Origin of the sequence: Herpetosiphon llansteffanensis, assembly GCF_003205875.1 — a bacterium.
GTDB classification, from domain to species: Bacteria; Chloroflexota; Chloroflexia; order Chloroflexales; family Herpetosiphonaceae; genus Herpetosiphon; species Herpetosiphon llansteffanensis.
Map to the genome: position 1 here is coordinate 89,404 of NZ_PUBZ01000054.1, position 22,015 is coordinate 111,418.

General features: G+C 46.5%; 21 protein-coding genes. 7 read left to right on the plus strand and 14 right to left on the minus strand.

The window, feature by feature from the left end; genetic code table 11:
• The first annotated feature begins 32 nt into the window (after positions 1-32).
• Genes C5S61_RS03625 through C5S61_RS03635 form a run of 3 tightly spaced genes read left to right on the plus strand, consistent with a single transcriptional unit; the run spans position 33 to position 8,231 of the window.
• Entirely contained in the window at positions 33-5,060 is a 5,028-nt protein-coding gene (locus C5S61_RS03625) for a phage tail tape measure protein (protein WP_110513748.1), read from the plus strand.
• Between the two features lie 3 nt (positions 5,061-5,063).
• On the plus strand, positions 5,064-6,434 hold the full coding sequence (locus tag C5S61_RS03630; RefSeq protein WP_110513749.1) for a hypothetical protein: 1,371 nt from the start codon (positions 5,064-5,066) through the stop codon (positions 6,432-6,434).
• Positions 6,435-6,455: 21 nt separating this feature from the next.
• Positions 6,456-8,231: a hypothetical protein gene (locus tag C5S61_RS03635; RefSeq protein ID WP_110513750.1), complete on the plus strand. Its 1,776-nt coding sequence runs from the start codon at positions 6,456-6,458 to the stop codon at positions 8,229-8,231.
• Between the two features lie 83 nt (positions 8,232-8,314).
• Here C5S61_RS03635 and C5S61_RS03640 read toward each other — a convergent pair whose 3' ends face one another.
• Entirely contained in the window at positions 8,315-9,721 is a 1,407-nt protein-coding gene (locus tag C5S61_RS03640) for a DUF8370 family protein (RefSeq protein ID WP_110513751.1), read from the minus strand.
• A gap of 1 nt (position 9,722) precedes the next feature.
• On the minus strand, positions 9,723-10,349 hold the full coding sequence (locus C5S61_RS03645; RefSeq protein ID WP_110513752.1) for a hypothetical protein: 627 nt from the start codon (positions 10,347-10,349) through the stop codon (positions 9,723-9,725).
• 672 nt (positions 10,350-11,021) lie between these two features.
• On the opposite strand from C5S61_RS03645, the gene C5S61_RS03650 reads away from it, so the two are divergent.
• From C5S61_RS03650 to C5S61_RS03665, 4 genes are all read left to right on the plus strand, one after another.
• Complete coding sequence (locus tag C5S61_RS03650) at positions 11,022-11,270, plus strand: helix-turn-helix domain-containing protein (RefSeq protein ID WP_110513753.1); 249 nt, start codon at positions 11,022-11,024, stop codon at positions 11,268-11,270.
• An 80-nt stretch (positions 11,271-11,350) separates the two neighbouring features.
• Positions 11,351-12,508 carry a DNA-processing protein DprA gene (locus C5S61_RS03655; RefSeq protein WP_110513754.1) on the plus strand — a complete coding sequence of 386 codons (1,158 nt, stop codon included), beginning with the start codon at positions 11,351-11,353 and terminating at the stop codon, positions 12,506-12,508.
• The gene (locus C5S61_RS03660; RefSeq protein ID WP_110513755.1) at positions 12,508-13,683 is read left to right on the plus strand and encodes an HAD hydrolase-like protein; all 1,176 of its coding nucleotides are present in this window, start codon (positions 12,508-12,510) and stop codon (positions 13,681-13,683) included. Before C5S61_RS03655 ends, C5S61_RS03660 begins: the two co-directional genes overlap by 1 nt.
• A gap of 8 nt (positions 13,684-13,691) precedes the next feature.
• Entirely contained in the window at positions 13,692-14,375 is a 684-nt protein-coding gene (locus C5S61_RS03665) for a S1 family peptidase (RefSeq protein ID WP_110513756.1), read from the plus strand.
• Between the two features lie 248 nt (positions 14,376-14,623).
• On the opposite strand, the gene C5S61_RS03670 is transcribed toward C5S61_RS03665, so the two are convergent.
• The 12 genes from C5S61_RS03670 to C5S61_RS03725 form a co-directional block, all read right to left on the minus strand.
• Positions 14,624-15,562, minus strand: a complete 939-nt coding sequence (locus tag C5S61_RS03670) for a replication-relaxation family protein (protein WP_110513757.1) — start codon at positions 15,560-15,562, stop codon at positions 14,624-14,626.
• A gap of 308 nt (positions 15,563-15,870) precedes the next feature.
• Entirely contained in the window at positions 15,871-16,782 is a 912-nt protein-coding gene (locus tag C5S61_RS03675) for a DUF3102 domain-containing protein (protein ID WP_110513758.1), read from the minus strand.
• Positions 16,779-17,636: a PRTRC system ThiF family protein gene (locus tag C5S61_RS03680; protein ID WP_164689209.1), complete on the minus strand. Its 858-nt coding sequence runs from the start codon at positions 17,634-17,636 to the stop codon at positions 16,779-16,781. Before C5S61_RS03680 ends, C5S61_RS03675 begins: the two co-directional genes overlap by 4 nt.
• Positions 17,617-18,267, minus strand: a complete 651-nt coding sequence (locus tag C5S61_RS03685; RefSeq protein WP_164689210.1) for a Mov34/MPN/PAD-1 family protein — start codon at positions 18,265-18,267, stop codon at positions 17,617-17,619. Before C5S61_RS03685 ends, C5S61_RS03680 begins: the two co-directional genes overlap by 20 nt.
• A complete protein-coding gene (locus C5S61_RS03690; RefSeq protein ID WP_110513761.1) occupies positions 18,257-18,949 on the minus strand; it encodes a hypothetical protein in 693 nt (230 codons plus the stop codon). Before C5S61_RS03690 ends, C5S61_RS03685 begins: the two co-directional genes overlap by 11 nt.
• The gene (locus C5S61_RS03695; RefSeq protein WP_164689211.1) at positions 18,918-19,925 is read right to left on the minus strand and encodes a hypothetical protein; all 1,008 of its coding nucleotides are present in this window, start codon (positions 19,923-19,925) and stop codon (positions 18,918-18,920) included. The genes C5S61_RS03690 and C5S61_RS03695 overlap by 32 nt, the downstream gene beginning before the upstream one ends.
• Positions 19,847-20,311, minus strand: coding sequence for a hypothetical protein (locus C5S61_RS03700; protein WP_110513763.1), 465 nt, complete (start codon positions 20,309-20,311; stop codon positions 19,847-19,849). The genes C5S61_RS03695 and C5S61_RS03700 overlap by 79 nt, the downstream gene beginning before the upstream one ends.
• Positions 20,312-20,327: 16 nt before the next feature.
• Entirely contained in the window at positions 20,328-20,534 is a 207-nt protein-coding gene (locus C5S61_RS03705; protein WP_110513764.1) for a hypothetical protein, read from the minus strand.
• Positions 20,531-20,986: a Rad52/Rad22 family DNA repair protein gene (locus C5S61_RS03710; RefSeq protein WP_110513765.1), complete on the minus strand. Its 456-nt coding sequence runs from the start codon at positions 20,984-20,986 to the stop codon at positions 20,531-20,533. The genes C5S61_RS03705 and C5S61_RS03710 overlap by 4 nt, the downstream gene beginning before the upstream one ends.
• A 132-nt stretch (positions 20,987-21,118) precedes the next feature.
• Positions 21,119-21,349, minus strand: a complete 231-nt coding sequence (locus C5S61_RS03715; RefSeq protein WP_110513766.1) for a hypothetical protein — start codon at positions 21,347-21,349, stop codon at positions 21,119-21,121.
• Positions 21,350-21,370: 21 nt separating this feature from the next.
• Entirely contained in the window at positions 21,371-21,586 is a 216-nt protein-coding gene (locus tag C5S61_RS03720; RefSeq protein ID WP_110513767.1) for a hypothetical protein, read from the minus strand.
• Positions 21,583-21,993: a hypothetical protein gene (locus tag C5S61_RS03725; RefSeq protein ID WP_110513768.1), complete on the minus strand. Its 411-nt coding sequence runs from the start codon at positions 21,991-21,993 to the stop codon at positions 21,583-21,585. Before C5S61_RS03725 ends, C5S61_RS03720 begins: the two co-directional genes overlap by 4 nt.
• Positions 21,994-22,015: the final 22 nt, after the last annotated feature.

Below are 22,015 nucleotides of genomic sequence, written 5' to 3' on the forward strand. Positions count from 1 at the left end.
CCATGTGTTTATCCCCAACGGGGTAGTGTGCGATGGCAGAATTCTCTTTAGGTAGTGCCGCCCTTGGCACGGAAATTAATTTAGACGGCCTCTATAGTGGGATTGAGGAAGCCCATGGCGTAGCCGAACGTGGCTTTACGTCCATTGGCGGAACCATTGCCAGCACGCTGAAATCCGGCGTTGTCCTCGCTGGCGCTGCCATTACCACGGCGATTGCAGGCGTTACTGCATCGGCCATGACCTCGTTTATTGGCTTTGAACGCCAAATTCAAGAAGTATTCACGCTGCTGCCGGATACCTCGCAGCAGGCCATGAGCGCGATGTCCAGCCAAGTCAAGGATTTTGCTACGGACTTTGGCGTATTGCCCAAGGATGTTGTTCCCGCGCTCTATGAAGCCTTGTCCTCTGGCGTGCCCGAAGGCAATGTGTTTGATTTCTTGGCGGTGGCGCAAAAAGCAGCCATTGGCGGGGTCACGGATACAAAGACCACGGTGGACGGCCTGACCAGCGTCGTCAATGCCTACGGCGCGGATGTATTGAGCGTGCAGGATGCCAGCGATCAGATGTTTACCGCTGTGGCCTATGGCAAAACATCCTTTGCTGACCTCTCCAATTCGCTCTATAACGTGATCCCTAATGCCCAAGCGCTTGGTATTTCCTTTAGCGATGTCACGGCGGCCATTGCGTCCATGACCGCGATGGGCGTGCCCACGAGCGTCAGCACCACGCAGCTGCGCCAGCTCCTCGTTGAATTATCCCAATCCGGTGGCGAAGCTGCCGAAACCTTCAAAACCATTGCAGGCGTGGGCTTCAAAGACTTTATTGCGCAGGGCCATAATCTTCAGGATGCCTTGATCCTGATGGAAGAAGCGGCGCGCCAAAACAAGGTCGGCATCAATGATCTGTTTGGGAGTGTGGAAGCGGGTGGCGCAGCCCTCGCCCTAACGGGGCGTAATACGCAATCATTTAGCGCCGCGCTCGACCAAATGGCCAATAGCTCCGGCGCAACCGAGCGGGCCTTTCAGGTCATGGATCAAGGTATTGGCCGCTCGATTGACTATATCAAGGCCTCACTCTCGACCTTGCTCCTTGATGTTGCCGAGCGGTTAGCGCCAACCTTCGCTGTTTTCGCCGATTGGGTGCAGGCCCATATGCCGCAAATCAGCAGCATGGTGTTGGGCGTATTTGATGCGATTGGCGCGGCGATTCAGTTTGTCAGCCCCTACTTCGCCGCCTTTGCCAACGGCGCACAAGCCGCCTTTGGCGTGTTCATCGACTTGGCCCAATCCGCGGTGAACTATGGCCGCAACATTGGCGAACAGTTGGCTAACGGGATTTTGAGTGCTGCGAGTTATGTGATGCAGGCGCTTAACTCGATTGCCAGCATGATCACCTACTGGCTGGAGCCCCATTCACCACCAAAAATCCTGCCGGAAATCGACACCTGGGGAACGGAAACGGCCCAAGTTTGGATGGATGGCTGGGGCGAGGTCGATTACCAGATTTTTGACCAAAGCGGGTCAACGATTGAATCGCTACTGAAGTCGATGGTTGATACAGGGGTGCTGCCGGAAGAGGGCATGATCCCGATGCTGCTTGGCTCGCAAACCGCTGTGGCCGCAGCCATTGACGAATTGCGCACCACCGGAACCGTCTCCGAGCGTGCGTTTGCTGCTGTGCGCAGCAGCGCCGGAGCCGCAGGCGATCAGGTTGATCGTATGTTCCGCTCGATGGTGGCCATGGAGCAGGCCAACCGCGATGCCGCCACCGCACAGCGCGAACTGAACAGCATCACCGAGAAATACAACGCCATCCTGTCGCCGCTCGATGCACAGCTGCAAGCAATCCGCGATCAGCAAGCCGATGTGCGTGATGCGCAGCGGGCCGCGCAGCTGCAAGAGTTAATCAACAGCACGGGCGGCGACGAGGCCGAACGCCAAGCCGCTGCGCTGGAGCTGCAAGCCCTGAATCTCGAAAAGAAGATTCGCGATACCAAGAAATCCCAAGGCGCGGAGCAATCCGCTGCGCAAGCCAAGCTCGATGCGGCCACCAAAGCCAAGAGTGTGCTGGAGGCGGATATTAGCCTGCAAAACCAGCAGATCAAGGCCCAACAACGGCACAACGATCTGATTCAACGCCAGATCGCGCTGTTGAGTCAAGCGGCGAGCGCAGGCGGCGGGGGTGGCGGCGGCGCGGCCATGGACGATGCGGCCAAGAAAGCCGAAGCCGCTGCCAAAGCCCAACGGGATTATCAATTTGCAACCGCTGATACCGCTGGCAAAATCGCCTTACTGCGTGAAGAGCAATCCAAATATACCGAGGCTGACGCAGAGTATTGGCGGCTCAAAACCCAAATTACTAGCACCGAGCAGCAGTATCAACGGGAGGTCGAAGCCAGCGCCGAATCGCAACGCGACTATGAGTTATCGCTGGCCGATACCGAAACCAAGCTTGCCAGCCTGAAGGCCGAGCAGAGCCAATATGCCGTCGGTTCTGAAGAATATAACAAAATCCAAAAAGAGATTGTGAAGGTCGAAAAGGAGCGTGAAAAGGCTTTAGCCGAGGTTGAGAAAAAGAACGCCGATGCGGCCAAAGCCGAGCGCGATTACCAGTATGCCACGGCTGACACCGCTGGCAAAATTGGCATGCTGCAGAAGGAATTGGAAGGCGCGGAAAAAGGATCATCCGAGTATTGGCGCATTCGCACCCAACTCAATAGCGTTGAACAACAGTACCAACGCGAGCAGGAAGCCAGTGCCAAAGCAACCGAGGGTGCAGGCGGCGCGGCCAAGGGTGCAGCGGGTGGTGTAGGCAATCTCAGCGGGCAGTTGGCCGATCTCAAGGGCGCAGCGGGGGCCATTCCCAAGCCCATTGAGGATATTCAGAAAACCGTCACCGATACGGCGCAATCCTTTGTTGATTTCAAGGATCGGCAACTCGAAGCGCTCGATGCTGCGACGGAATTTATCACAACAAATCCATTCTCAACGGCGCTACAAGGCATCTTGTTGTCATTAGGCAAGGTCTTGGTGCCATTGCGCGAGCTTGGCGCACAGTGGGGTGAACAATTTCAGGCTGGCCTGCTACCCCGAATCGTGGTGCTGATCAGCGATGTCAAAACGGCGCTCGCTGAAAAAGGGTTGCTTGGCGCAATTGCCGCAGGTGTATCCGGCGTAGGCGGCATCATTGGCGATGCGCTCACAGCAGGCTTTGCCCAGCTGGGCAACATCAATTGGTCAAAGGTCTTTGATACCCTGCCAGGCAGAATCCTTGCCGGATTAACCACCATCTTCGGCGCGATGAGCTTTGCACCAGCCGCAACCGCCCTCTGGGGTGGTTTAGCACTGGCCTTCTCTGGGCCAAACCCCGGCATCACGACAATGTTCGCCAAAATCGGCGGTGCATTCAAGCCGTTGCTTGGCGCGCTCGATGATCTGTTCTTGGTCTTTATCAAAACCTTCAAGGGGTTTGCGCTCAACGTGGCGGGGATTATTGACCTGATCATTGGCGGCTTTACCACCTTCAGCACATGGATTGGCGGGGTGCTGGCCCCAATTGGCGCAGCAATTACGAAGGTGCTTGGACCGATCGGCGCAGGGCTATCCAAGCTGCTTGGGCCATTCTCCTCACTCTTTGGCTGGGTCACACGGCTGGTTAGCCCGCTGGGCGCACTGCTTGGGCCATTAGCGGGTGTGGGCAGTGCCGTGGGCGGATTGCTAGGCCCATTGCTCGCCGCCGTTGCGCCATTTGTAGCAATCGGCGCAGCCATTGCCTTGCTGCTCAATCAATCGCCAGAATTGAAAGCCGCCCTTGAAGGCTGGACGGCGCAGCTGGGCCAATGGGTGCTCGATGCGATCCCCGGCTTATTCGGCGCACTCAATACCTTTATTGGTGGGTTGCTGAATTGGCTCGCAGCCGAACTGCCACAGGTCGTAACCACGCTTGTGGGCTGGAGCAAGGCGATTTTTGAGTGGGTCGTGGCAGCCATTCCGCCGTTGCTCGATGGCTTGGCTGAGTTCATTGGCAAGCTCTTCAATTTCATTGTGGAGAACGTACCGAACCTTGTGGCCCAGCTTGCAGGCTGGGGAGCCTCGATTATCGGCTGGGTGATCGACGCGTTACCCGGATTAGCGGGCAATCTTGGCACGTTCTTGGGCAAACTCTTGGGCTTCATTATTGAGGCAATCCCCGGAGTCGTTGCGAACCTTGCCCAACTGGGCGCGAAATTCATCGGCTGGATCATCACCGATGTGTTGCCTGGGCTGCCTGGCACGTTGTTCAAAATTGGCGAGGCAATCTATGGATTCCTTGCAGGCGTGCTGGAGGGTATTGCACCCAAACTGGCCGCAATTGGCCTCGCCTTTATTAACTGGATTAGCACCGACGTGTTGCCCGTTATCGGCGGCAAGCTAGGCGAAGTTTGGGATGCCATTAGCGGCTGGATCAGCGATACCGCTGGCAAGGCCTTGACGAAGGCCAAGGAAATCGGCAGCGGCATTGCCAACGGGATTAGCGATGCGGTTTCAAGCGGCTTGAGCAATCTGCGCTCATTCGTTGCGCGCATCATCAATCCGATTATTTCCGGCATCAACACCGTCATTGACGGCTTAAATATGGTCAATCCGGGCACGGCCATTGGACACATTGCCTATATGGCGAAAGGGGGGATTACCCGTGGTGGTCTGACGGTGATGGGGGAAGAAGGCCTTGAACGGGTCACGGGCAGCGGCATTGACGTGCTGGCTGGGCCGGGCTTGTTTGATGTGCCTGCTGGACTGAAGGTCACGCCAGCCGCGCAAACGATGCGCGACCTGTTGACCCCCATGCAAAGTGCGCTCCAACTGCCAAGCAGCCTTACCCGCATGCCCGCACGGATGCAAGGCTTCCAACCATCCATGCCCGCAGCGGCTACCACGACCGAGAATTACACGATTAACCAATATTTCAACGCGACGGATAGCCAAGGCGTGCGCGAAGCGGCGCGTCAAGGCTTAAACGAGGGATCGAAGCAGATTGCAGGGAAGGCCCGCATCAAGCAACAAACCTACCGGAGGAAATAACTCATGACTCATGGATTTTGGCTTATTAAACAAGCAGAAGTGCCAATCGTGCTCAACTTGAACGATCAGTCGGTCAATTGGAAATATCGCTTAGAACAAAACCGCTGGCAGCCACCTATCCCCGATCGTAACCCGGGCAGTGGCGAACCCTACCTCGATACGTATGAGTCATTCGAGTTGGCCATCGGCGGCGTTGACGAGGATGACGTATCCGTCAACTTGAATGCCTTGCAAGCCATGCTCGATGATGCCGCCGATTTCAACGATGGGATGAGCAGCACACCCGTGATCTGGCGCGAGCAGATCAACAACGGCGTAGCCTACGATGCGCTGATGGCATCGGTTGAGCCAGCCCGCTTTGGGATTACGCTCACCAGTAATTTCCTCGTCGATACCAATAACCGTTTTTACCGCAATGTGAAGGTTGAATTCCCACGCAAGCCGATTCTCTGCAACAGCATCGTCGTGAATTCAAATAGTCCAAGTGGTGATGCTGATGCGATGATTTCGAGTCTGAGCTTCGCCATCGCAGCCGATATCGCTAGTCCCGCAAGTCTTGACTTGGCGTTGAGCAGCTTGCCCACCGCCGCGGTCATGCCGACCATTCCGGCAGGAATCGTGATCATTGGTCCAGCTGAAAGCTTATTTCCATTCAACGCCGCACCCTTGGCCACGGGAACAGGCTATAGTTCCGTTGCTGATGCCGCGAATAATGCGCCCTTGGGAAATGTGATGCGCTATACCCCGCCAAGCACGAGCGAGGTAGTGCATACCACGAAGCAATCCATCAACCAGACCACGCGCTGCTTGGTGTTTGCCAAGGTGCGCAATAATTCTGCGAGTGCAGGCTTTAGTATTCGGCCTATTGCCACGACCCTGGGTGGGCAGTTGATCTATGGCCGCTATACCCATATTGATGAAGCCAGTGGCCCGTCACCGCGCGTCGTCAGCCTTGGTATTCTCAGCGCGCCCAGTGCGCTGGCGCAGCTGCACGTCGGCATTACGGCCACCGCGACGGGCCTTGGTACACTCGATATTGCGGACATCTTTCTTGTCGCCCTTGATCAAGGACGCACGTCCATCATTCCCTATGGCGCAGTGACGCGGCCTAACAACAACCAAGGCACGCTGTCAATCAATGACAACTATCTCAGCGCTGACACGCCAAATCTCAGCTATGCGCAAGCGGCTGCCGCGCCGCTCGATGTGTTTAGCGAGGGAGATGCCCGCATTTTCCTCAAAGGCAAGGGGCATAGCCTTCAAATCCTGACTACGAACGGCACGTCATGGAAGATCATGCCCAGCGGCAGTGGCGCAGCCCCACGGGTCACGGCCACCCTGAAGCGCCGCACGGCCTCATTGATTCCGCGCTAAGGCGAGAGGAGGAACACAGCGATGATGAAAATCTATGATTATGCCATTAGCCTGCTGAATCCGGCCACCAACACCATGGTGGCCAACCTCAGCAAACGCGCGTTCGATATTGACGTTTCCATCGATGCACTCACGTTCCGTGTGCGCGCCTTGGCCGACGAGCCAGCCGTGTACCTTGATAACCCGCCCGCCCTGCACGCGATTGTGCGCCGCAGCGACGGCAAGCGGTTCGTGTTTCGCGTGAACACACCCGCGCTGGAAGCCAACAATATCCTGTTGTTTGAATGTTTTAACCTAATTGCCTGCCTCGATGATGATGAGGCCTGTGTGCAATGGTCAACGATGGATGATGCCAACTGGCTACCCGTCGGCAAAGAGCGCGTCAGCAATCGGGCCGAGGAGCTGCACGAGTTTGGCAGCGAATACCCATCAATCTATCCCAAGAAGGATGAGCGCTTTAGCGTGGGCTTTATTGGCAGCAAGGCCTTGCAAGTGCCGAGCGGGGCAACCCGCAAGCAACGGATCATGCAGTGCGATTTCGAGTTTCGCGCGCCAACCAACTGGACGGGCGTGCTCCAGCGCAGCGATGCCAACTTTGGGTTTTTGGCGCGGATTCTCACGATCACCGGCAGTGGTGCAGGCGCAGGCACCATCGTCAACGGTGCATTGTGTGAGTCGTTCAGCGATACCGATATTATCAGCATGGATCTGTGGTATGACGCAGCGCTGGCGCTCTATGCAGGCGAAACGGGCGACGTGTATTTTCGGATCAAAAACTGGCGCGTCGCTGCCAGTAGCGCCAACATGGTTAACACGGTGACAACCACCGCTGCAATCACCGCTGGCGCAAACCGCACCGTCACCCTGGCCTCGATGGTCAATGTGTATGTTGGCCAACGACTCGTGTTTGAGTCCACCACTTCCGCAACTGGCGCAGTCAATAGCGAGAGCGTGGTGGTCAAGAGTAAAACCGCGACCACCTTTATTGCCGACTTTACCAAGAATCACGCAATCGGCAGCACCGTCAAAGGCATTGTGATTACCGATAAGGAAATCATTGAAGATGCGTTGACCAACCTGCGCACGCTGAACCCGAATTGCGGATTGTCCGCTGCCAAAATGCTGATTGTGAATAGCGGCGAAGATCAAGAGGAACGCACGTGGATCAATGAGAGCTATCGCAAGCTGCTCGATGATCTGGCCGTTGATACCGACTACGTGTATGGCGTGGATCGCGAGGGGCGGTTGTATTATCGGCCACGCGGCACGTATGCGCGAGCGTGGGCTTCGAGCCGCACTAAAATCACGATGAAGCGGCCACTCGATAAGCTCTATAACAGCATTCGCGCGGCCTATCAATCCGCCAAGGGTGTGCTGGCACAGACGGCCTACAGCACCAACACGGTGTCAACGTTGCTCTATGGCATCACCCGCCGCAAAACGGTCAAGGTTGATACGACCAACGCGGCACTGGCAGGAGCAGCCCGCACCTATGCGCTGAACGATAGCAAAAATCGCAATGCGCAAATCGATGTGGTGCCACAGCGCCTCACCGATATGTCGGGCGGCGTGTATCCGCTCGATGAAATTGAACCAGGCGATACCATCACCATCACCGACTTGCCCGCGTCCTTCAGCGAGGCCAACCTACGCAAGTTCATTGTGGCCGAGCAATCCATCGATGCCAGCGCGGGCACGGGCACGATTACCCCGCAGGAACCCATTCCCACGGTTGAGCACTATTTGGCCAACCTGACCGATATTGGCCCCGCCCAAGACACCCGCCGCATGCGCTAGCCCAGTGGCGAACGCACAAACGCCGATCTATCACTGGATCGGCGTTTGTGCAATCTTATTGAATTACTAGGCAAAAACCAAAATCATTGAACTTTTGTACGAAAATCCCGATAAATTTTTTGGATATAATGCATTGGATATGCTCCTCGGCATTTCATGTCAAGCATGTTTTTAAGATCTGTATCTGAGAGAACTAGAATAATTTTTTTAGGATATGAATCATTATAAACAGAGAATATCTTTCTCTGCTGAGCTTCCTTAACTTGATTCCGAGTGACTATAAAACCTAATCGTCCTAGGCGGTCACCTAAATAAGTATTGACTTGGTTAATATAAATATTATCAATATCTATTGTATTCTTCACTTCAAACATTAGGAAAACCGAAGAATGTTCTGAACGTATATAACTCCAAAAAGATTGATCTGAATCATTTGTAAATACTATATCTCTTCTTTCTGTACCATCTATTGTTTTTACTTCCATTTCACCATCGATAAGTTCGGGAACAAATAGAAAGTTAAGTATTTCTAGAATAGTTTTCTGGTAATATGCTGCATCTTTATTTCCAGGCAATATATTATCAAATTTCACTTTAAGTAATTCAGTTTCAGGACATATTCCATTACCATCAATATAATTGACCGAAGGCTGTGCATCGTTTGCAGTAGATTCTTTTACATAAACATAATTATCTAATCTATTCATATCTGTTCGAGTTAAGGATACAATTTTTTCTTTTTCTATCTTATTTGTAACTATTTTAGCTTTATCAGTAGATAAACGGCCTTTAACTCGTTTTGCGCGTAGGTATGCTGAGAATTCTAGCCGAAAAAAATCTTCATAGTTAATCCAAGGCAGAACTCGAACAATACGTCTAGGAACAAATAAAAGAGGAGTATTATCAATTGGACTAATTGGTAGATCAAAATATCCGTCATACCATCTTAATTGTGTTGGTTCAAAATTATGAGTTAGTGGAACTCCACTAACTAGAGGTATTCCCCAAATTTGACATTGCTTTTGAGTATAACTTATAAGATATGGCTTTATAAGATTTGCTGTAATATCACTAATACGATCTGGTCCGATCCCCAAAGAAACGAGTTGCATTTCTTCAATATGCTTTATTCCACGCTCAATTAATGCAGGAGATTCCAAAAGAGTATCAATGATAAGCTCAGATAAAAATTCACCTATCCCTGAACCTTTTTTACCTTTTTTTGTATAACCAAGTCCAATTTCACTGACTTCAGGAAATAAGAACAAATCGCGTGCCAAATCCATTTGATTTTTTTTAATTAATTCAATACCAGTATTAAAGGTATGAATAAGAGTTTGATGAAGATCTTGTAATTCTGGATCTCTGCTCTTATAAAGAAGAAACGGATCAATACCAATTGGTATATCGACTCCAATACGAGGGATAAGAAAATCAACCTCATATTGAGATATACTTGGTAGTAGTGGTGTATTTATTTCGTTTTTCATACTAATTTTCCGTTAAGAAATATTCTTTAATATCCATCTTATCTAATTTATCTAGATTAAATTCTTTTTGAGATCGTCCTATCATCCAATTATCATTATTATGAAATTTCATCACGGTATATTCATTAAGATCATCTCCTTCCATAGCACATTCAAGTGCATACTGAATCAGTCCTGCTTCGCTAATCTTGAGCTTAATATTGTTTCCTATATCATCTAATTGTGTATTAAGCCTATCTAATCCTTGCCTAATCTGACGTAAAACAACAACAGCATCACGATGCTGAGGATTATCTCCGGCAGGTATAAACTCCTTTATTCTCTGAATGTAAATATCATCAACCAACAATAATTTCGTCTCTCTAATTACATCATTCATTTGTTCTAGAACAAGATCAGTAACAGGCTCAGCTGGAGCTTTCTTCGATAATTTGTCTATTTCATCATATAATCCTAAAGATACGCTTTGAAGAAGTTTTAATTCCTTTATTTTATCTTTTCGATATTCTTTTAACTTATCTTTTAAAATTAAAATGATATTCTCAATTTCCTCCAACTTAGCAACTATTGCATCATGTAATTGATTATTCTGAGAGTTATAAGTCGATTTATTTCTTGATGTATTCATGGTACTCCTTAAATTACAAAATCTTTATCTTTCAGTCACATAATGAGTATTAAGTATTGAGGATAGTTTGGAAAACTGCACCTCTTTTTCACCTACGAAAACAAGTTGTAACCAGCGAGGAATGAACTAAAAACGTAGTTAGTGTAAGCATATCGAAGATATATAGAAAGGTCTATTACAAGAGCTATACATACGAATAAACCACATTTAGTGTTATTTCAAGTGTTAGGATTGTTGATTATCCGTAAAAACCTTATCATCACATGAGCATCATATCAAATCAATACATAGATGACTAGTCAAACATACGTGCTATTTAAGTAATAACCAAATGCTAGTCATAGAAATAATTGGTGGTTGCTAAGTTTGGTAATACTAAAAAGGCTATGTCCTTAAGGGAAAGGTTAGATAATTTAATATAGAAGCCCTAAATTATAAAGACCGCTTGTGGTTACTTGTGGAAGAAGAGAGAGGAGAGGGTTTAGGCTGATTATAGCATACACCTATAAGTAATAAACTAAATCTATCTATACTGCAAAGATCAACAAGCAAGAACTAACTATAAGGAATATTGCTAAGGTCATTAGATACTATGATATAAATTTTTACAGTAGCTTGTTATATAGTATACTGGCCTATATTTTCAGATAGGATTGAGTAAAGGAGTTTTGCGTGATTCGATGGAGATTGCGAGAGATTGCTGAGCCTGAAAGATGGAATATTAAGAAACTTTCTGAGAAGACTGGATTAGCATATAAGTCTGTATATGCTATCTGGAAAGATACTGCAAGGAGAGTGGATCTTGACACATTAGATAAACTTGCATCTATCTTAAATGTTCAACCAGGAGATTTATTTGCATACATTCAACAATGTCCTATAAAAGAATTTGGATCCCAAGAAAATCATGAAGTTATATAAATTCATCTATTTATTCTATCAAATACATAAAATTACGATTACGTAATTTATAGATAATTTAGATATAGGAATATACTATCATGGATAATAATTCACAACTATCTATGTTTTCAGATCCTCTCAGAGGTAACAATGATATTGAGAAAGATAGCAAGAGAAATGCTGTCTATTTGATTGCACTCTCAAATCTAGATGGTGTAGGGTTTTCAACTATTAAAACATTGTTTGATTCCTATGAAGGTGATTTTTCAAATATTTGGAACAATTCTAAAGATGAAGTTTATAAATACCTTCAATCATCCAAAATACCAAATTCATTTATAGTATCAAATTCAATTTATTCATTATCAAAAGAAGACTTAAAAGTAGCTGAAAATCAATATGAAATATTGAAATATAATAGATCGATTAATATCGTTTTCAAAAATTCAGCTGAATATCCTCAATCATTATATGACTTACCTCATCCTCCAACATGGTTGTTCATTCAAGGAGATAGTAGAATAGTACATGATCCAGCTATTATTGGCGTAGTAGGAACACGTACACCTACGCCTATGGGTCTTGATTCCGCTCAGCGGCTTTCTGTTGATCTGGCTCGTGGGGGATTTTATATCCTATCAGGCTTAGCCGAGGGTATAGACGCTATGGGTCACCAAGTAGCAGTTGACTTTGATATACCTACTATTGCTGTTCTAGGTCATGGATTAGATATAATATTTCCAGCATCGACCTCTATTCTTAGGCAAGAAATTATTGAACGTGGAGGTGCAGTAATTAGCGAATATTTACTTAAAGACACCTATGCTCGTGAAAGGTTTGTTCAAAGAAATCGAATCCAGGTTGCCTTATCAAGAGCAGTAGCAGTAATTGAGGGAAAACAGAAAAGTGGAACTGCTCATACAGTCCGCTTTGCAAAACAAGTAAAGCGCCCATTATTTGGTGCCTGCATAGGAGATATATTGCAAATACCTCAACATGAATTATTAATCGATCTAATCAGACAATCATATCCTGTATTTGATATTGGTAATCAGGATAACAGAAATAACTTACGGACGTTTCTAAGTAATCTTGTACCAAAAGATCAAAGGAAGTATAGTCATGGAAAACCTCATCTTTTTAAAGGATTAATAAAGGAAGTAATTCGATTATCTGAAAACTATGACGCAAATCATAATGACTTTTCCTGGTTAATCGATCAAATCTCGAATTATCGTGATGGAAGGAGTCAATAATGTCTATTAAAGTAGTAGTTCTTGACTTAAAAGGTACGCTAATTGATCAATATAATAATTTAGTTAATGGAATTGAAGAAATGATAGAATTGCTTCAATCTATCGAATTAATTATTTATATTGTATCAAACAGGGATATAGATACTCTAACTAAACAAAAATTCAATATACCAAATAATAACTTCTTATCCCCAAGGATATTAGGAGATGCCTCTATAAAGAAAGGTTCTGGAAAATTTATTGATCATATTTGCTTTTCAGAGGGAGTTAGTAGGAATGAAATTGTTTATCTAGGTGATACTAATAATGATATGCGGGAAGCAGTTAATGGAAAGGTTGCATTTTTTTTAGCATTATGGTCTGACCAAAGCTATCCTTATGGAATAAGAATAGCTTCACCACAAGTATTTTATAAAGTCATCAATACATTTTTTATAAAAAAGCACCTTTGGTATTATCAAATACAAGATCTAGATCCTATGAGAAGGATGGTAGATATTAGAGCTTTAATGAGTTCTAATATAGCACAAGATACTGGAATTAAAGCTTACCTTAAACAGATTTATGATAATAATCCTAATAGAAAAATAAAAGGTTTTACAATAAAAGATATTTTATCAATGCATTTATTTGCTAGTATATATCTTGAAGGTATTCACTTAATTCGAGAGAATAATAATCCTTCTATATGGGCAATATATCCAGGTCATAGTGGTATAAAGAATAGTGCATTAATTAATATCATTAAGAATGCGTCAAAATATATAAGAATATCATTTGAAGAAAATCTAGTAAACCGACATACTTCAGCTATAAAAAGTGCTTATGCTAGAGCAAATGGCAATCATCCATCTATAAATAATCAAATAACAACAATAAATATCGATGCAGAGAAGAGGAAAAAGATAAGAGGTAGATGTATTATTTTATTTGATGATTTTACAACATATGCTCATAGTTTTGAAACAGCAAGAAATTATTTACTCAATGCAGGAGCAAAAAGAGTAATATGTATTGCTGTTGGAAAATATGGATCATCATCATACACATCAATATACCCAAAAACTGATTTTACATGGGATAGTTTCACGAAAGGATCAGCAGATGAATCAAATTTCAACACTCATCTAATACGACCTACAATAAACTCTAATGCTTTAGAATATTTCTCTTAGGAGATTTTATGAATATAAAAGACTTATACAATCAATACCATAAGGCCGTAGTATATATAATTGTAGAAAACTCAGATAAGGATCAGGGGATCGGAACAGCTTTTCATATAGGAAGTAATGTTTATATAACAGCACGTCATGTTATCGAAAACAAAAAAATTATTAGTATTGCTCATGCGCATATATTCCCATGGAAAGAAGGAAAATTAAGGCATCCTCCTTTCTACCATCCTGATGAAACAGCCGATATAGCAGCTTTGATAGTAGATGATCTTGAAATCGATGTTTTTATTCCTTTAGGTTCACACTTAGATGATTGGATTAATGATGATCAATTTATATTAGCCAAGATTCTCATAATGGGATATCCGCCTATACCTTTCTCTCGAGAGCCTATTCTTTGCGCAACAGAAGCAGAAATTAATGCAGTTGTTGATAGATATAATGTAAAACATCCTCATTTTATTGTATCGGCAATGGCACGAGGTGGCTTTAGCGGCGGTCCTTGTCTCATTGAATGGGATTTTGGATTAGGTTTAGTTACAGAATCACTAGTCCATAATGATCAACCAACAGAATTAGGATACATGGCAGTACTTACTGTTGAGCCAATCCTAGTATGTTTGAAACATCATAAAATATTACCACAAGAACAAATCGATGGATGGGGAGGTTCGCAGTTAAGCGATTAATATAGTAAATATATTAATATCGCTTTTCTAAATACATATTCACAAGATTTATTATTAATCAAATAAAGATAAGAGCATCATGCAATAACTGAATGGTGCTCTTATCTTTTAGGAATCCCGGCTGTTGACCTTTATCCCAAACGCCAATAGTCAAGCTTGAGACTTGAATGCAGCGGCTTCAGCCATCTACTCAGTATCAATAAAGATGGCGCATTCTTAGGTTGAAACGATCGGAATTAATATCGCATCTACACTACCACTTTCTCAAACCACGCCGCTCGTAAAAAGCGATGTGGTTGCTGGATTCGTTGGCCTTGCTTCGTATACTGGGTTGTCCAGATCGGCGCAAGTACCCCCGATACACGAACATCGTCGATGGTGGCAATGAGTAATTGACTGCCGGTCCAGCCCATTTCCCATGCATCAAGCACCGCTCGTTTGCGGCGTTCGTTCGGCACGGTAAAGGCAATCAATGGCCAGTTATAGCGCCCTTCCCAATAGCGCGATCGATATAATTCACGATACGAGTTGGCTTTGCCAGTAATAATGCTCAGTTCCTCGGTGCCACGATCAATTTCAATCGCAGAGAGTTGATCGATCTGCCCCAGTTGTTGGCCAACCCCAAGCCATGGATACAACGATGAGCGCTCCTGATCGGGTAGTGTCGCATCAGCCCAGCGGCGCAGCACCACAATCCCATCGGCACGTGGCCGAGCTGTTGGGCCTAAATCCATCTCAATATAACTGCTCATGCCCACAATGCCAGGCACATACGCCAGCGATTGAATCAAACTGGTGATGACCTCGGCATATTCGATCTGGTGCTCGGCTTGATGTTGGGGATTGAACATCGTGGGAGCTAAGCGCTCGATCCCTTCCTCCAGCGTGGGAAAGGCCTGTTTGACGATCTCCCAACCCAAGGGCGTGAGACTATACAAGCGGCCATGGCGTGTCCAGCTCAGCGCCCCACGGGGATCGTAGCCATGCGATTGAAAGTGTTCACAGTAGCTAATAAGCTTGGCATTGACGAGCTTTGCCAAGGTGCGATTAACGGTCTGGATCGTCACGGTAAAGGGATGGCCCCATGCCGTACTGAGGTGGCGCGAGAGTAAGCGCCCAATGCGGGCAATCAAGAGTAAGACCTGCATCTCGATCGGATTGAGACCAATCGTCGTGGAATGCGCCATGGAATACCCTCCTCAGCATAAAAAGGTGGCTGTGCAGCCTGTTAAAGAATGTCGGCACGACTAAATGGCCAATTTAGGCCATTCTGATGGGCTATAGATTTCTTGTCGGTTTGTGAGTGGTAATAATACAGAAAGAACGCGATATGAATACGGTTTGAACGCGTCCAACCTCCCCGTACCAAATGACGGCACGCCAAGATATAGAGCGCTAACCAACAAAAAACCGCGCTTCTCTCGTGAAGCGCGGCTAACATTTGATAGATAGTTTATGGTGATTGGGCGTGTTTCGTCGCTTCTGGCGACTGGCATTAGAAATCCCGAAGATTGACCTTCACCCCAAATGCCAACAGGCCAGCTTGTGACTTGAATGCAGGTGTTTCAATAAATGATGCAGCGGCTTCAGCCATTTGCTCAGTATCAATAAAGGGTTGAATAACTTCTTTGCCTTTGGCCTCAATGTGATCTTCTAAGAGCTTCACCCGCTGGTTGGCAAGCGTGACCATTTGCCGCGCTAGCTCTTGCACCACAATGGCAAACGCCAACGGCTTGGTATCAATGTCAACCGCAGATACTGGGCTTGATTGGCCAATGGTAAGCATTGGTGGCAATTCTGGTTGTGCTGAGGGTGCTATACCTAGTGGTTGGCTGGCTAGCTCTTCGCTGGCATCAATAGAGCTAGGTGGTGTGCCAGTAAATTCAGCGCTCGGCACCTCTTGATCGCCAATAATCAGCATGGGGGGAATCTCGGGCTTTGGTTCAGGTTTTGGTGCTGGTGCCGCTGCTGGCTTGGGCTTTGGTGCTGCTTGCTCTTTATGCGTGGTTACAATTTGCTTTGCTACCGCATGGGTAATCTTTTGACCCTGCTCGGCTAGAGTGATCGCTTCAGTTCTGGCATCTTCTGGTGTCGATGGGGCTGCCAATAAATATAACGCGCTCGGTGCAAATTCCGAAATTTTCGGATTTTGGCCGAATCGCTCCGCCACATTCATATAATTGCGGGCAGTATCAGCTGACCATTGAAATTCTGCATCAAGCCATTGCCCAAACTTGCCATGTCCCAAGCGTTCTTTCACATCGATCAGCCGCTCACCAATTTCGATGACGGCCTGCGCAGCGCTGCGCATGCGATCCCGAATTTCAACCGCTTTTTGCTGCACAATTACACGGGTTTCACTGTCAAGGGCGTTGTAATCGAAGAGGGTTAATTGTGTGCTTGTCATGGTTTCACAGATCCTTTAGTAGTAAAAAATTCAGGTTTTTTATTCAAGCTCTTGGCAAGATTCGATGGGGTGATTGAAGTGCTTCGCATTGTCAAAGAGGTTAAGTCAACGATTGTTTCATAGGTTGTTATTCGACCGGTAAAGATCAATTGGTTGAGGTACTGACCAATAATGGTAGCCATCTGTTGGTTAATCAAAAGCGACTGTCGATTATTGGCCATTGCATCTGCACAATCGGTCTGTTGTGGCTCAGCTGGTACTTTGATTAATTCAGGTGCCACTAAGGCCGGTGATGGCAGCGCATCGCATAAACTGCCAAGAGAACAACACCCTTCTACTGATCGGATGCTCTGCTTGCTTCCAATCAACACTTGCCCGCCGTGCTCGTGATTGCCCCCATCAATCCACAAATCAAATTTTGCTTCTAAGCTCTCATGGATTGCTTGCCGCGCTAACGCATTATCAACCGCACCAATAACAATCGTAAAAGGTCGTTGATCCCGCCATGTGCCACGGTGAAGTTGGTTGCCCATCGATCTATTGAGCATGGCCGGAACTGCATGAATTTTCAACCCAAAGGATTGATTGAACCTCGTGGCTAGCGCTAGGGCTTTGTTTCTTCCAATCTCAGCTGGCGCGAAGAGTTGACGGCCAATATTTTTTGGCTCAATCACATCACCATCAACAATTGATGTAAGAATGTTGATACTACTGTGTTGGCAATGTACCATCAATCGCGCTACGGTTTGAAGCACAAACGATCCCGTTCCCCCAGCCCCAACGATAACGATATGAAAACGGGAATGATTCCCTATCACAAAGGGAGAAACAGGCTCAAAAGTCAACGTCTGCATACGCTTTTTCCTCTCGCTGCGCAATATCGATAAATGGGCCGTTCCCATCAAAAATTGTTGTAATTGGTACAACTTGATGATGCCCATAGACGTTCAGCCGGCAGATGATTTCGGGGTTTTTGAAAATATTCCCGATGACACAAGATACTGATAAGCCTGTGTCATCGGCGTTATCAGTTGGCGAAAAATAAGCAGGCATTCCATGGTGGCTATGAATATCGACAAGAACAGGATCGCTGGGCATTTCATACGCAATATGATGAATCGTGCTGGTTTGGCGGGCTGGGATCAAGCGAATGGTCGTATGCTGGTTGGTGATAAAGTATTGCTTCTCTATAGGTCGAGCAATCCCATGTTCGATGCGTGCAGCCTGCTGTGCGTCATTCAATAGAAGTGATAGCCATGCGCTTGGTAAGCGTTGATGGCAGCCCTTCCAAGATACTGATGGCAGGATACCTACTAGGCCGGGTATGGGTATCGATTGTGATGATGTTTGAATAATGATTTGCTGGTTAGCATTGCACCCACATTTAAAGACACCGTTTAAAGCAATCAGCCAGGTAATACCTGGCTGATTGGGGATCGGGTGCTGCCCAGTTGCAATATGGTAGTTATTGAGGTTAGGAAGCATTCCACGCTCCTTTGATGACATCACCAACGGTTCGTGATGCAAGCCGTAAATCATCAAGAGGATAAGAATCCAAGCCATTAATCTGATAATAGAGATTGGTAATATTGCCTGCTGCTCGATTACTTTTACTGCCTGCTAAATGGGTATTGAACCGAGAGCCTGTGAGAAAAAGGTCAAGCATTGGCATTATCGTCGATGGGCTGGCTATTGCCCGTTTATCACTATCACCCCAACAAATTCCCCCATCGGTTGTATAGACATTTGGGAACGGGGCATAAGCTAATAGGGTCTCTTCTGATGGATATTCAGGCGTATTCAATGCCCAGATCGTATAGTCTCGCTTCCAACCGCTCCATATAAGCGGTGGGGTTGGTATGTGAAACGTCCCCCCAGATGCCCAATCGTCAAATGATAGCTTGATAACCCGTGGTGGCACATAGATACAATAATACGGCGATCCTTGAGCGATTCCATAGGCGAGGGTATTGGGTGGCAATAGACCCGTTGATGAAGGAACATTACTCAATACCTGCGCTACATCAGCTGCATCGATGGGATATGATGACCAACCTACTTTTGTTCGCTGTGTCAGAATGATGCAGTTTTCAAAAAAGTCGAGTTGCAGCTTTGGCGGGGTATCAAAAACCACTTCACGCGGGTAAGGTCGCGGCTTCTGTTTCATAGAATAACTCCATTAATGTAGTTGGCTCAGTAGAAGGATGATTCGCTAATACCACCGCAGCCGCGCCATAGATATGCACAAAAATATCGATGGTGGCTGATTCATCCCCATTTAAAAACTCGCTGAATGCCTCAAATTGATCAGCTAAATCACACCCAAACTTTTGTCGTTCAATAATCAATCCAACGGCTTCAGGATTAAGCCAATCAATATACATTGTGAAGCCCCCATCTTCATCAACTTCAGCCATGGCATAATCGGCAAATTCATTGCCGGTTATGCGTAAGGCAAATGGGATCAGCAATCCCAAATTGAATCCATGAATAGGGCTTTGGCTCAGGATGAAAAGAAACTCTTGCATATATCGCGCAAGCCTTGAAGGAAGCACTGGTATTTGCTTCAAGCCAGCAATGACATCAAACCCATCCTGCAACGCCAGTTCAAAATCACCTTCATGGGTTGCCAATGCAGTTTTCATGAATGGATACCGTAATATCCATGTTGCCAGATGATAATCGGTAGCAATTTCATAAAAACTAATCGGGAGACCATAAACGGCCAGCGGTGTTTCGCTAAACCATTTCTTCGCAACCGAAAAGCGCAACTCAAGGCTATAGCTATCGTAGAGTTCATCTTCATCGGTCATATCAGGCTGCATCAATGATCGCCAATCAAGGAACTCATAAAATTCCATGCTTGTGTGAATCAACGTCTCAATTTGGTAGGCCATGCGCACAAAGTAGCGTTTCCCTGCTGATAACGTCAATTGCTCATGCTTTATTTCTTCAAAGTACTTTTTGTCGTATAAAGCAGTTATGTGTATCCCATTAAGTACATGTGACCACATATCAAGCAACGTTGTATCAAAGAATGCGCATGGCTCAAGCTCGCTGACCTTTACCAGCCGAGGGGAAGGGTTAATGCGAGATCGTCGTCGCTTACGGGTAATGCAGGGAGTTCGATAAGCTTCATACATAGCGCAAATCCTTCCAGATTATCTTTCTTTTCAATAACGCGATTGAAATGGGTATCAAATCCTTGATCAAACACTTCCCCAACGGTAAGCATGCCATTGATAAGTTTTGCAAAGTTGGGGGGTAGCTCGGTCGTGAAATGATGCCAAGCTGGGGGCATGTCAGCTAATAGTGTGGCTAGGTCACTGGCTTTTGTGCCAACTTTTTTGACGAATTCAATGGTTTCATATTCTTCGCCATCAATAGTTCGCTTGCCCTTCGTCATTGAAGCATTGGCAACCGACGGATAGGTTGATGAGAGGTGGGATCGAATTGCTTCATTCTCCATGGTGCTCGGCACCCGAAACTCGTTCCCTTCGACAATGATGATCTTTGTATCTGCTGCCATGATTCACGTCCTTTATTTATGCTTGATTATCAATTTTTGGTTCGGCCATCAATTCCGGCGAAACAAACCCTAGTGCCTCTTGCTGCTCAGGCGTTAGCCACTTGGCTATCAACCTAGGGCTTATATTGCGATTGATTAAAAGATTGCGGGCCGCCGCTAGTTGGCCAGCCCGCAAATATTCCTGCACCTGAAGTTGTGTACCTGCAAGGTTAATCAAGGTCATTCCTTAATCCCCACTTGCTTGTACATATGGGCAATAATACGTTCAGGGTACACAAAGCACTTTTTTTCCTGATCGTATTCAGCCCATACTTTGGGCATGCTATAGAGATAGCGGCCCAGCCCGAATGCCGAGCAGGCCCGTTTGAACGCTTGGGCTACGGCAACTGTCGCTTTATTCGGGTCAGTTTGCTCGGCTTCGCCAACATCTTCACGAGTAATGCCCATGATGTTCAGCTGGCAAATAACTGCACCTGTGCCTAAGGGGCGATAGGTAACAGACCACTCACCACCAACCACAGCATCGAGTCGATCTTGATAGGCTCGCACTTCGGCATAAGCAATCGCTAAAGCACGAGTCTTATCCTTGGTCACAACAGTGGGCTTGATCTCGATAATATCCATGGGGAATGGAGTTTCAAGCTTGGGTTTGATAGTGGTGAATGGTTGTGTCATAATGATATTCATCCTATTCAGGGATTAAAACACTTCGGGATCTCATTGGGCTGCCTGCAATGCATCTCAATGCAAAACCCTTTCATATCTCGATAGGGCATTCGCCGAAACAACGATCGGACCAGCGGCAAACTAGGCGGTCGTTGTTAGTTTTCGAGACTGGATATGGTTGGCAACTTGTTGAAGCGCTGCTTCATTGTTTGCCAGCTCTATCCAGCTTTGAACGCCAGGATCATGCTGGGCTGCCTGCAACGCAGCCCGATGTTCCTCTTGCTCTTGTTTTCGCACCCGTTCCTTATAGGCTTCAATCGCTTCGGCTAGGGTCTCGAATTCGCCATCGGCGGTATAAATCCATGCAGCCATTAAGTATGCTCCTTCGTTTTGCTAGACAAGCTCTAATCCGCCGTTAGGGGATTGAAATAACTCCACTCGATAATTGGGAATGCAACGCAATCCAACCACCGGAATATCATCAAATACCGAGCGAACCGCACTTGATAGTTGGCGTTGAATGATTAATGCTTCCTCTTGGTCAAGGCGGCCAATTGCCAGCAAAACTTCTATCTCGCCGTAGTTCATGATGATTTTGTAGCCGCTCATTCGTAGGCCTCAGGGATAAAAGTGAAGGTCGCCCAAGCATGATCAATTGGCTCTTGGCTAGCCAAGAAAGCAGCCTCAGTTTTTGGGGTTTTGTTTGCTGCATAGGCACGCTTGGCAGCAAGATATACATCTATAACTTCAATCATGGCAGGATGCTTGGTCAGGTGATGAATCACCGCATCGCTATAGGCAACCGCCGTGCGAACCGCCTCAGCGTGCATACTGCTATCAAAACCAGCACAATGCAGCAGAGAATAGTGACCGCAAATCCAAATACTGGCATTGACCAGTAGACCAAACCTGGGTACCCAAACCGCTTGGGTTTTAATCTGAATATCATCGTATTCGCCATAGGTGCCAGCTTCATCAAAAACGATAATGGCTTTGGTGGTTACATCTACTTCCATCAATGTTCTCCATAAAGTTGAT

What these genes read in the sequence shown, in the direction of transcription:
- C5S61_RS03635 (WP_110513750.1), top strand. Translation starts at nt 6,456, where the DNA reads ATGATGAAAATCTATGATTATGCCATTAGCCTGCTGAATCCGGCCACC.
- C5S61_RS03700 (WP_110513763.1), bottom strand. Translation starts at nt 20,311, where the DNA reads ATGGCAGCAGATACAAAGATCATCATTGTCGAAGGGAACGAGTTTCGG.
- C5S61_RS03640 (WP_110513751.1), bottom strand. Translation starts at nt 9,721, where the DNA reads ATGAAAAACGAAATAAATACACCACTACTACCAAGTATATCTCAATAT.
- C5S61_RS03630 (WP_110513749.1), top strand. Translation starts at nt 5,064, where the DNA reads ATGACTCATGGATTTTGGCTTATTAAACAAGCAGAAGTGCCAATCGTG.
- C5S61_RS03660 (WP_110513755.1), top strand. Translation starts at nt 12,508, where the DNA reads ATGTCTATTAAAGTAGTAGTTCTTGACTTAAAAGGTACGCTAATTGAT.
- C5S61_RS03645 (WP_110513752.1), bottom strand. Translation starts at nt 10,349, where the DNA reads ATGAATACATCAAGAAATAAATCGACTTATAACTCTCAGAATAATCAA.
- C5S61_RS03715 (WP_110513766.1), bottom strand. Translation starts at nt 21,349, where the DNA reads ATGGCTGCATGGATTTATACCGCCGATGGCGAATTCGAGACCCTAGCC.
- C5S61_RS03625 (WP_110513748.1), top strand. Translation starts at nt 33, where the DNA reads ATGGCAGAATTCTCTTTAGGTAGTGCCGCCCTTGGCACGGAAATTAAT.
- C5S61_RS03695 (WP_164689211.1), bottom strand. Translation starts at nt 19,925, where the DNA reads ATGTATGAAGCTTATCGAACTCCCTGCATTACCCGTAAGCGACGACGA.
- C5S61_RS03685 (WP_164689210.1), bottom strand. Translation starts at nt 18,267, where the DNA reads ATGCTTCCTAACCTCAATAACTACCATATTGCAACTGGGCAGCACCCG.
- C5S61_RS03680 (WP_164689209.1), bottom strand. Translation starts at nt 17,636, where the DNA reads ATGCAGACGTTGACTTTTGAGCCTGTTTCTCCCTTTGTGATAGGGAAT.
- C5S61_RS03675 (WP_110513758.1), bottom strand. Translation starts at nt 16,782, where the DNA reads ATGACAAGCACACAATTAACCCTCTTCGATTACAACGCCCTTGACAGT.
- C5S61_RS03705 (WP_110513764.1), bottom strand. Translation starts at nt 20,534, where the DNA reads ATGACCTTGATTAACCTTGCAGGTACACAACTTCAGGTGCAGGAATAT.
- C5S61_RS03720 (WP_110513767.1), bottom strand. Translation starts at nt 21,586, where the DNA reads ATGAGCGGCTACAAAATCATCATGAACTACGGCGAGATAGAAGTTTTG.
- C5S61_RS03670 (WP_110513757.1), bottom strand. Translation starts at nt 15,562, where the DNA reads ATGGCGCATTCCACGACGATTGGTCTCAATCCGATCGAGATGCAGGTC.
- C5S61_RS03665 (WP_110513756.1), top strand. Translation starts at nt 13,692, where the DNA reads ATGAATATAAAAGACTTATACAATCAATACCATAAGGCCGTAGTATAT.
- C5S61_RS03710 (WP_110513765.1), bottom strand. Translation starts at nt 20,986, where the DNA reads ATGACACAACCATTCACCACTATCAAACCCAAGCTTGAAACTCCATTC.
- C5S61_RS03655 (WP_110513754.1), top strand. Translation starts at nt 11,351, where the DNA reads ATGGATAATAATTCACAACTATCTATGTTTTCAGATCCTCTCAGAGGT.
- C5S61_RS03725 (WP_110513768.1), bottom strand. Translation starts at nt 21,993, where the DNA reads ATGGAAGTAGATGTAACCACCAAAGCCATTATCGTTTTTGATGAAGCT.
- C5S61_RS03690 (WP_110513761.1), bottom strand. Translation starts at nt 18,949, where the DNA reads ATGAAACAGAAGCCGCGACCTTACCCGCGTGAAGTGGTTTTTGATACC.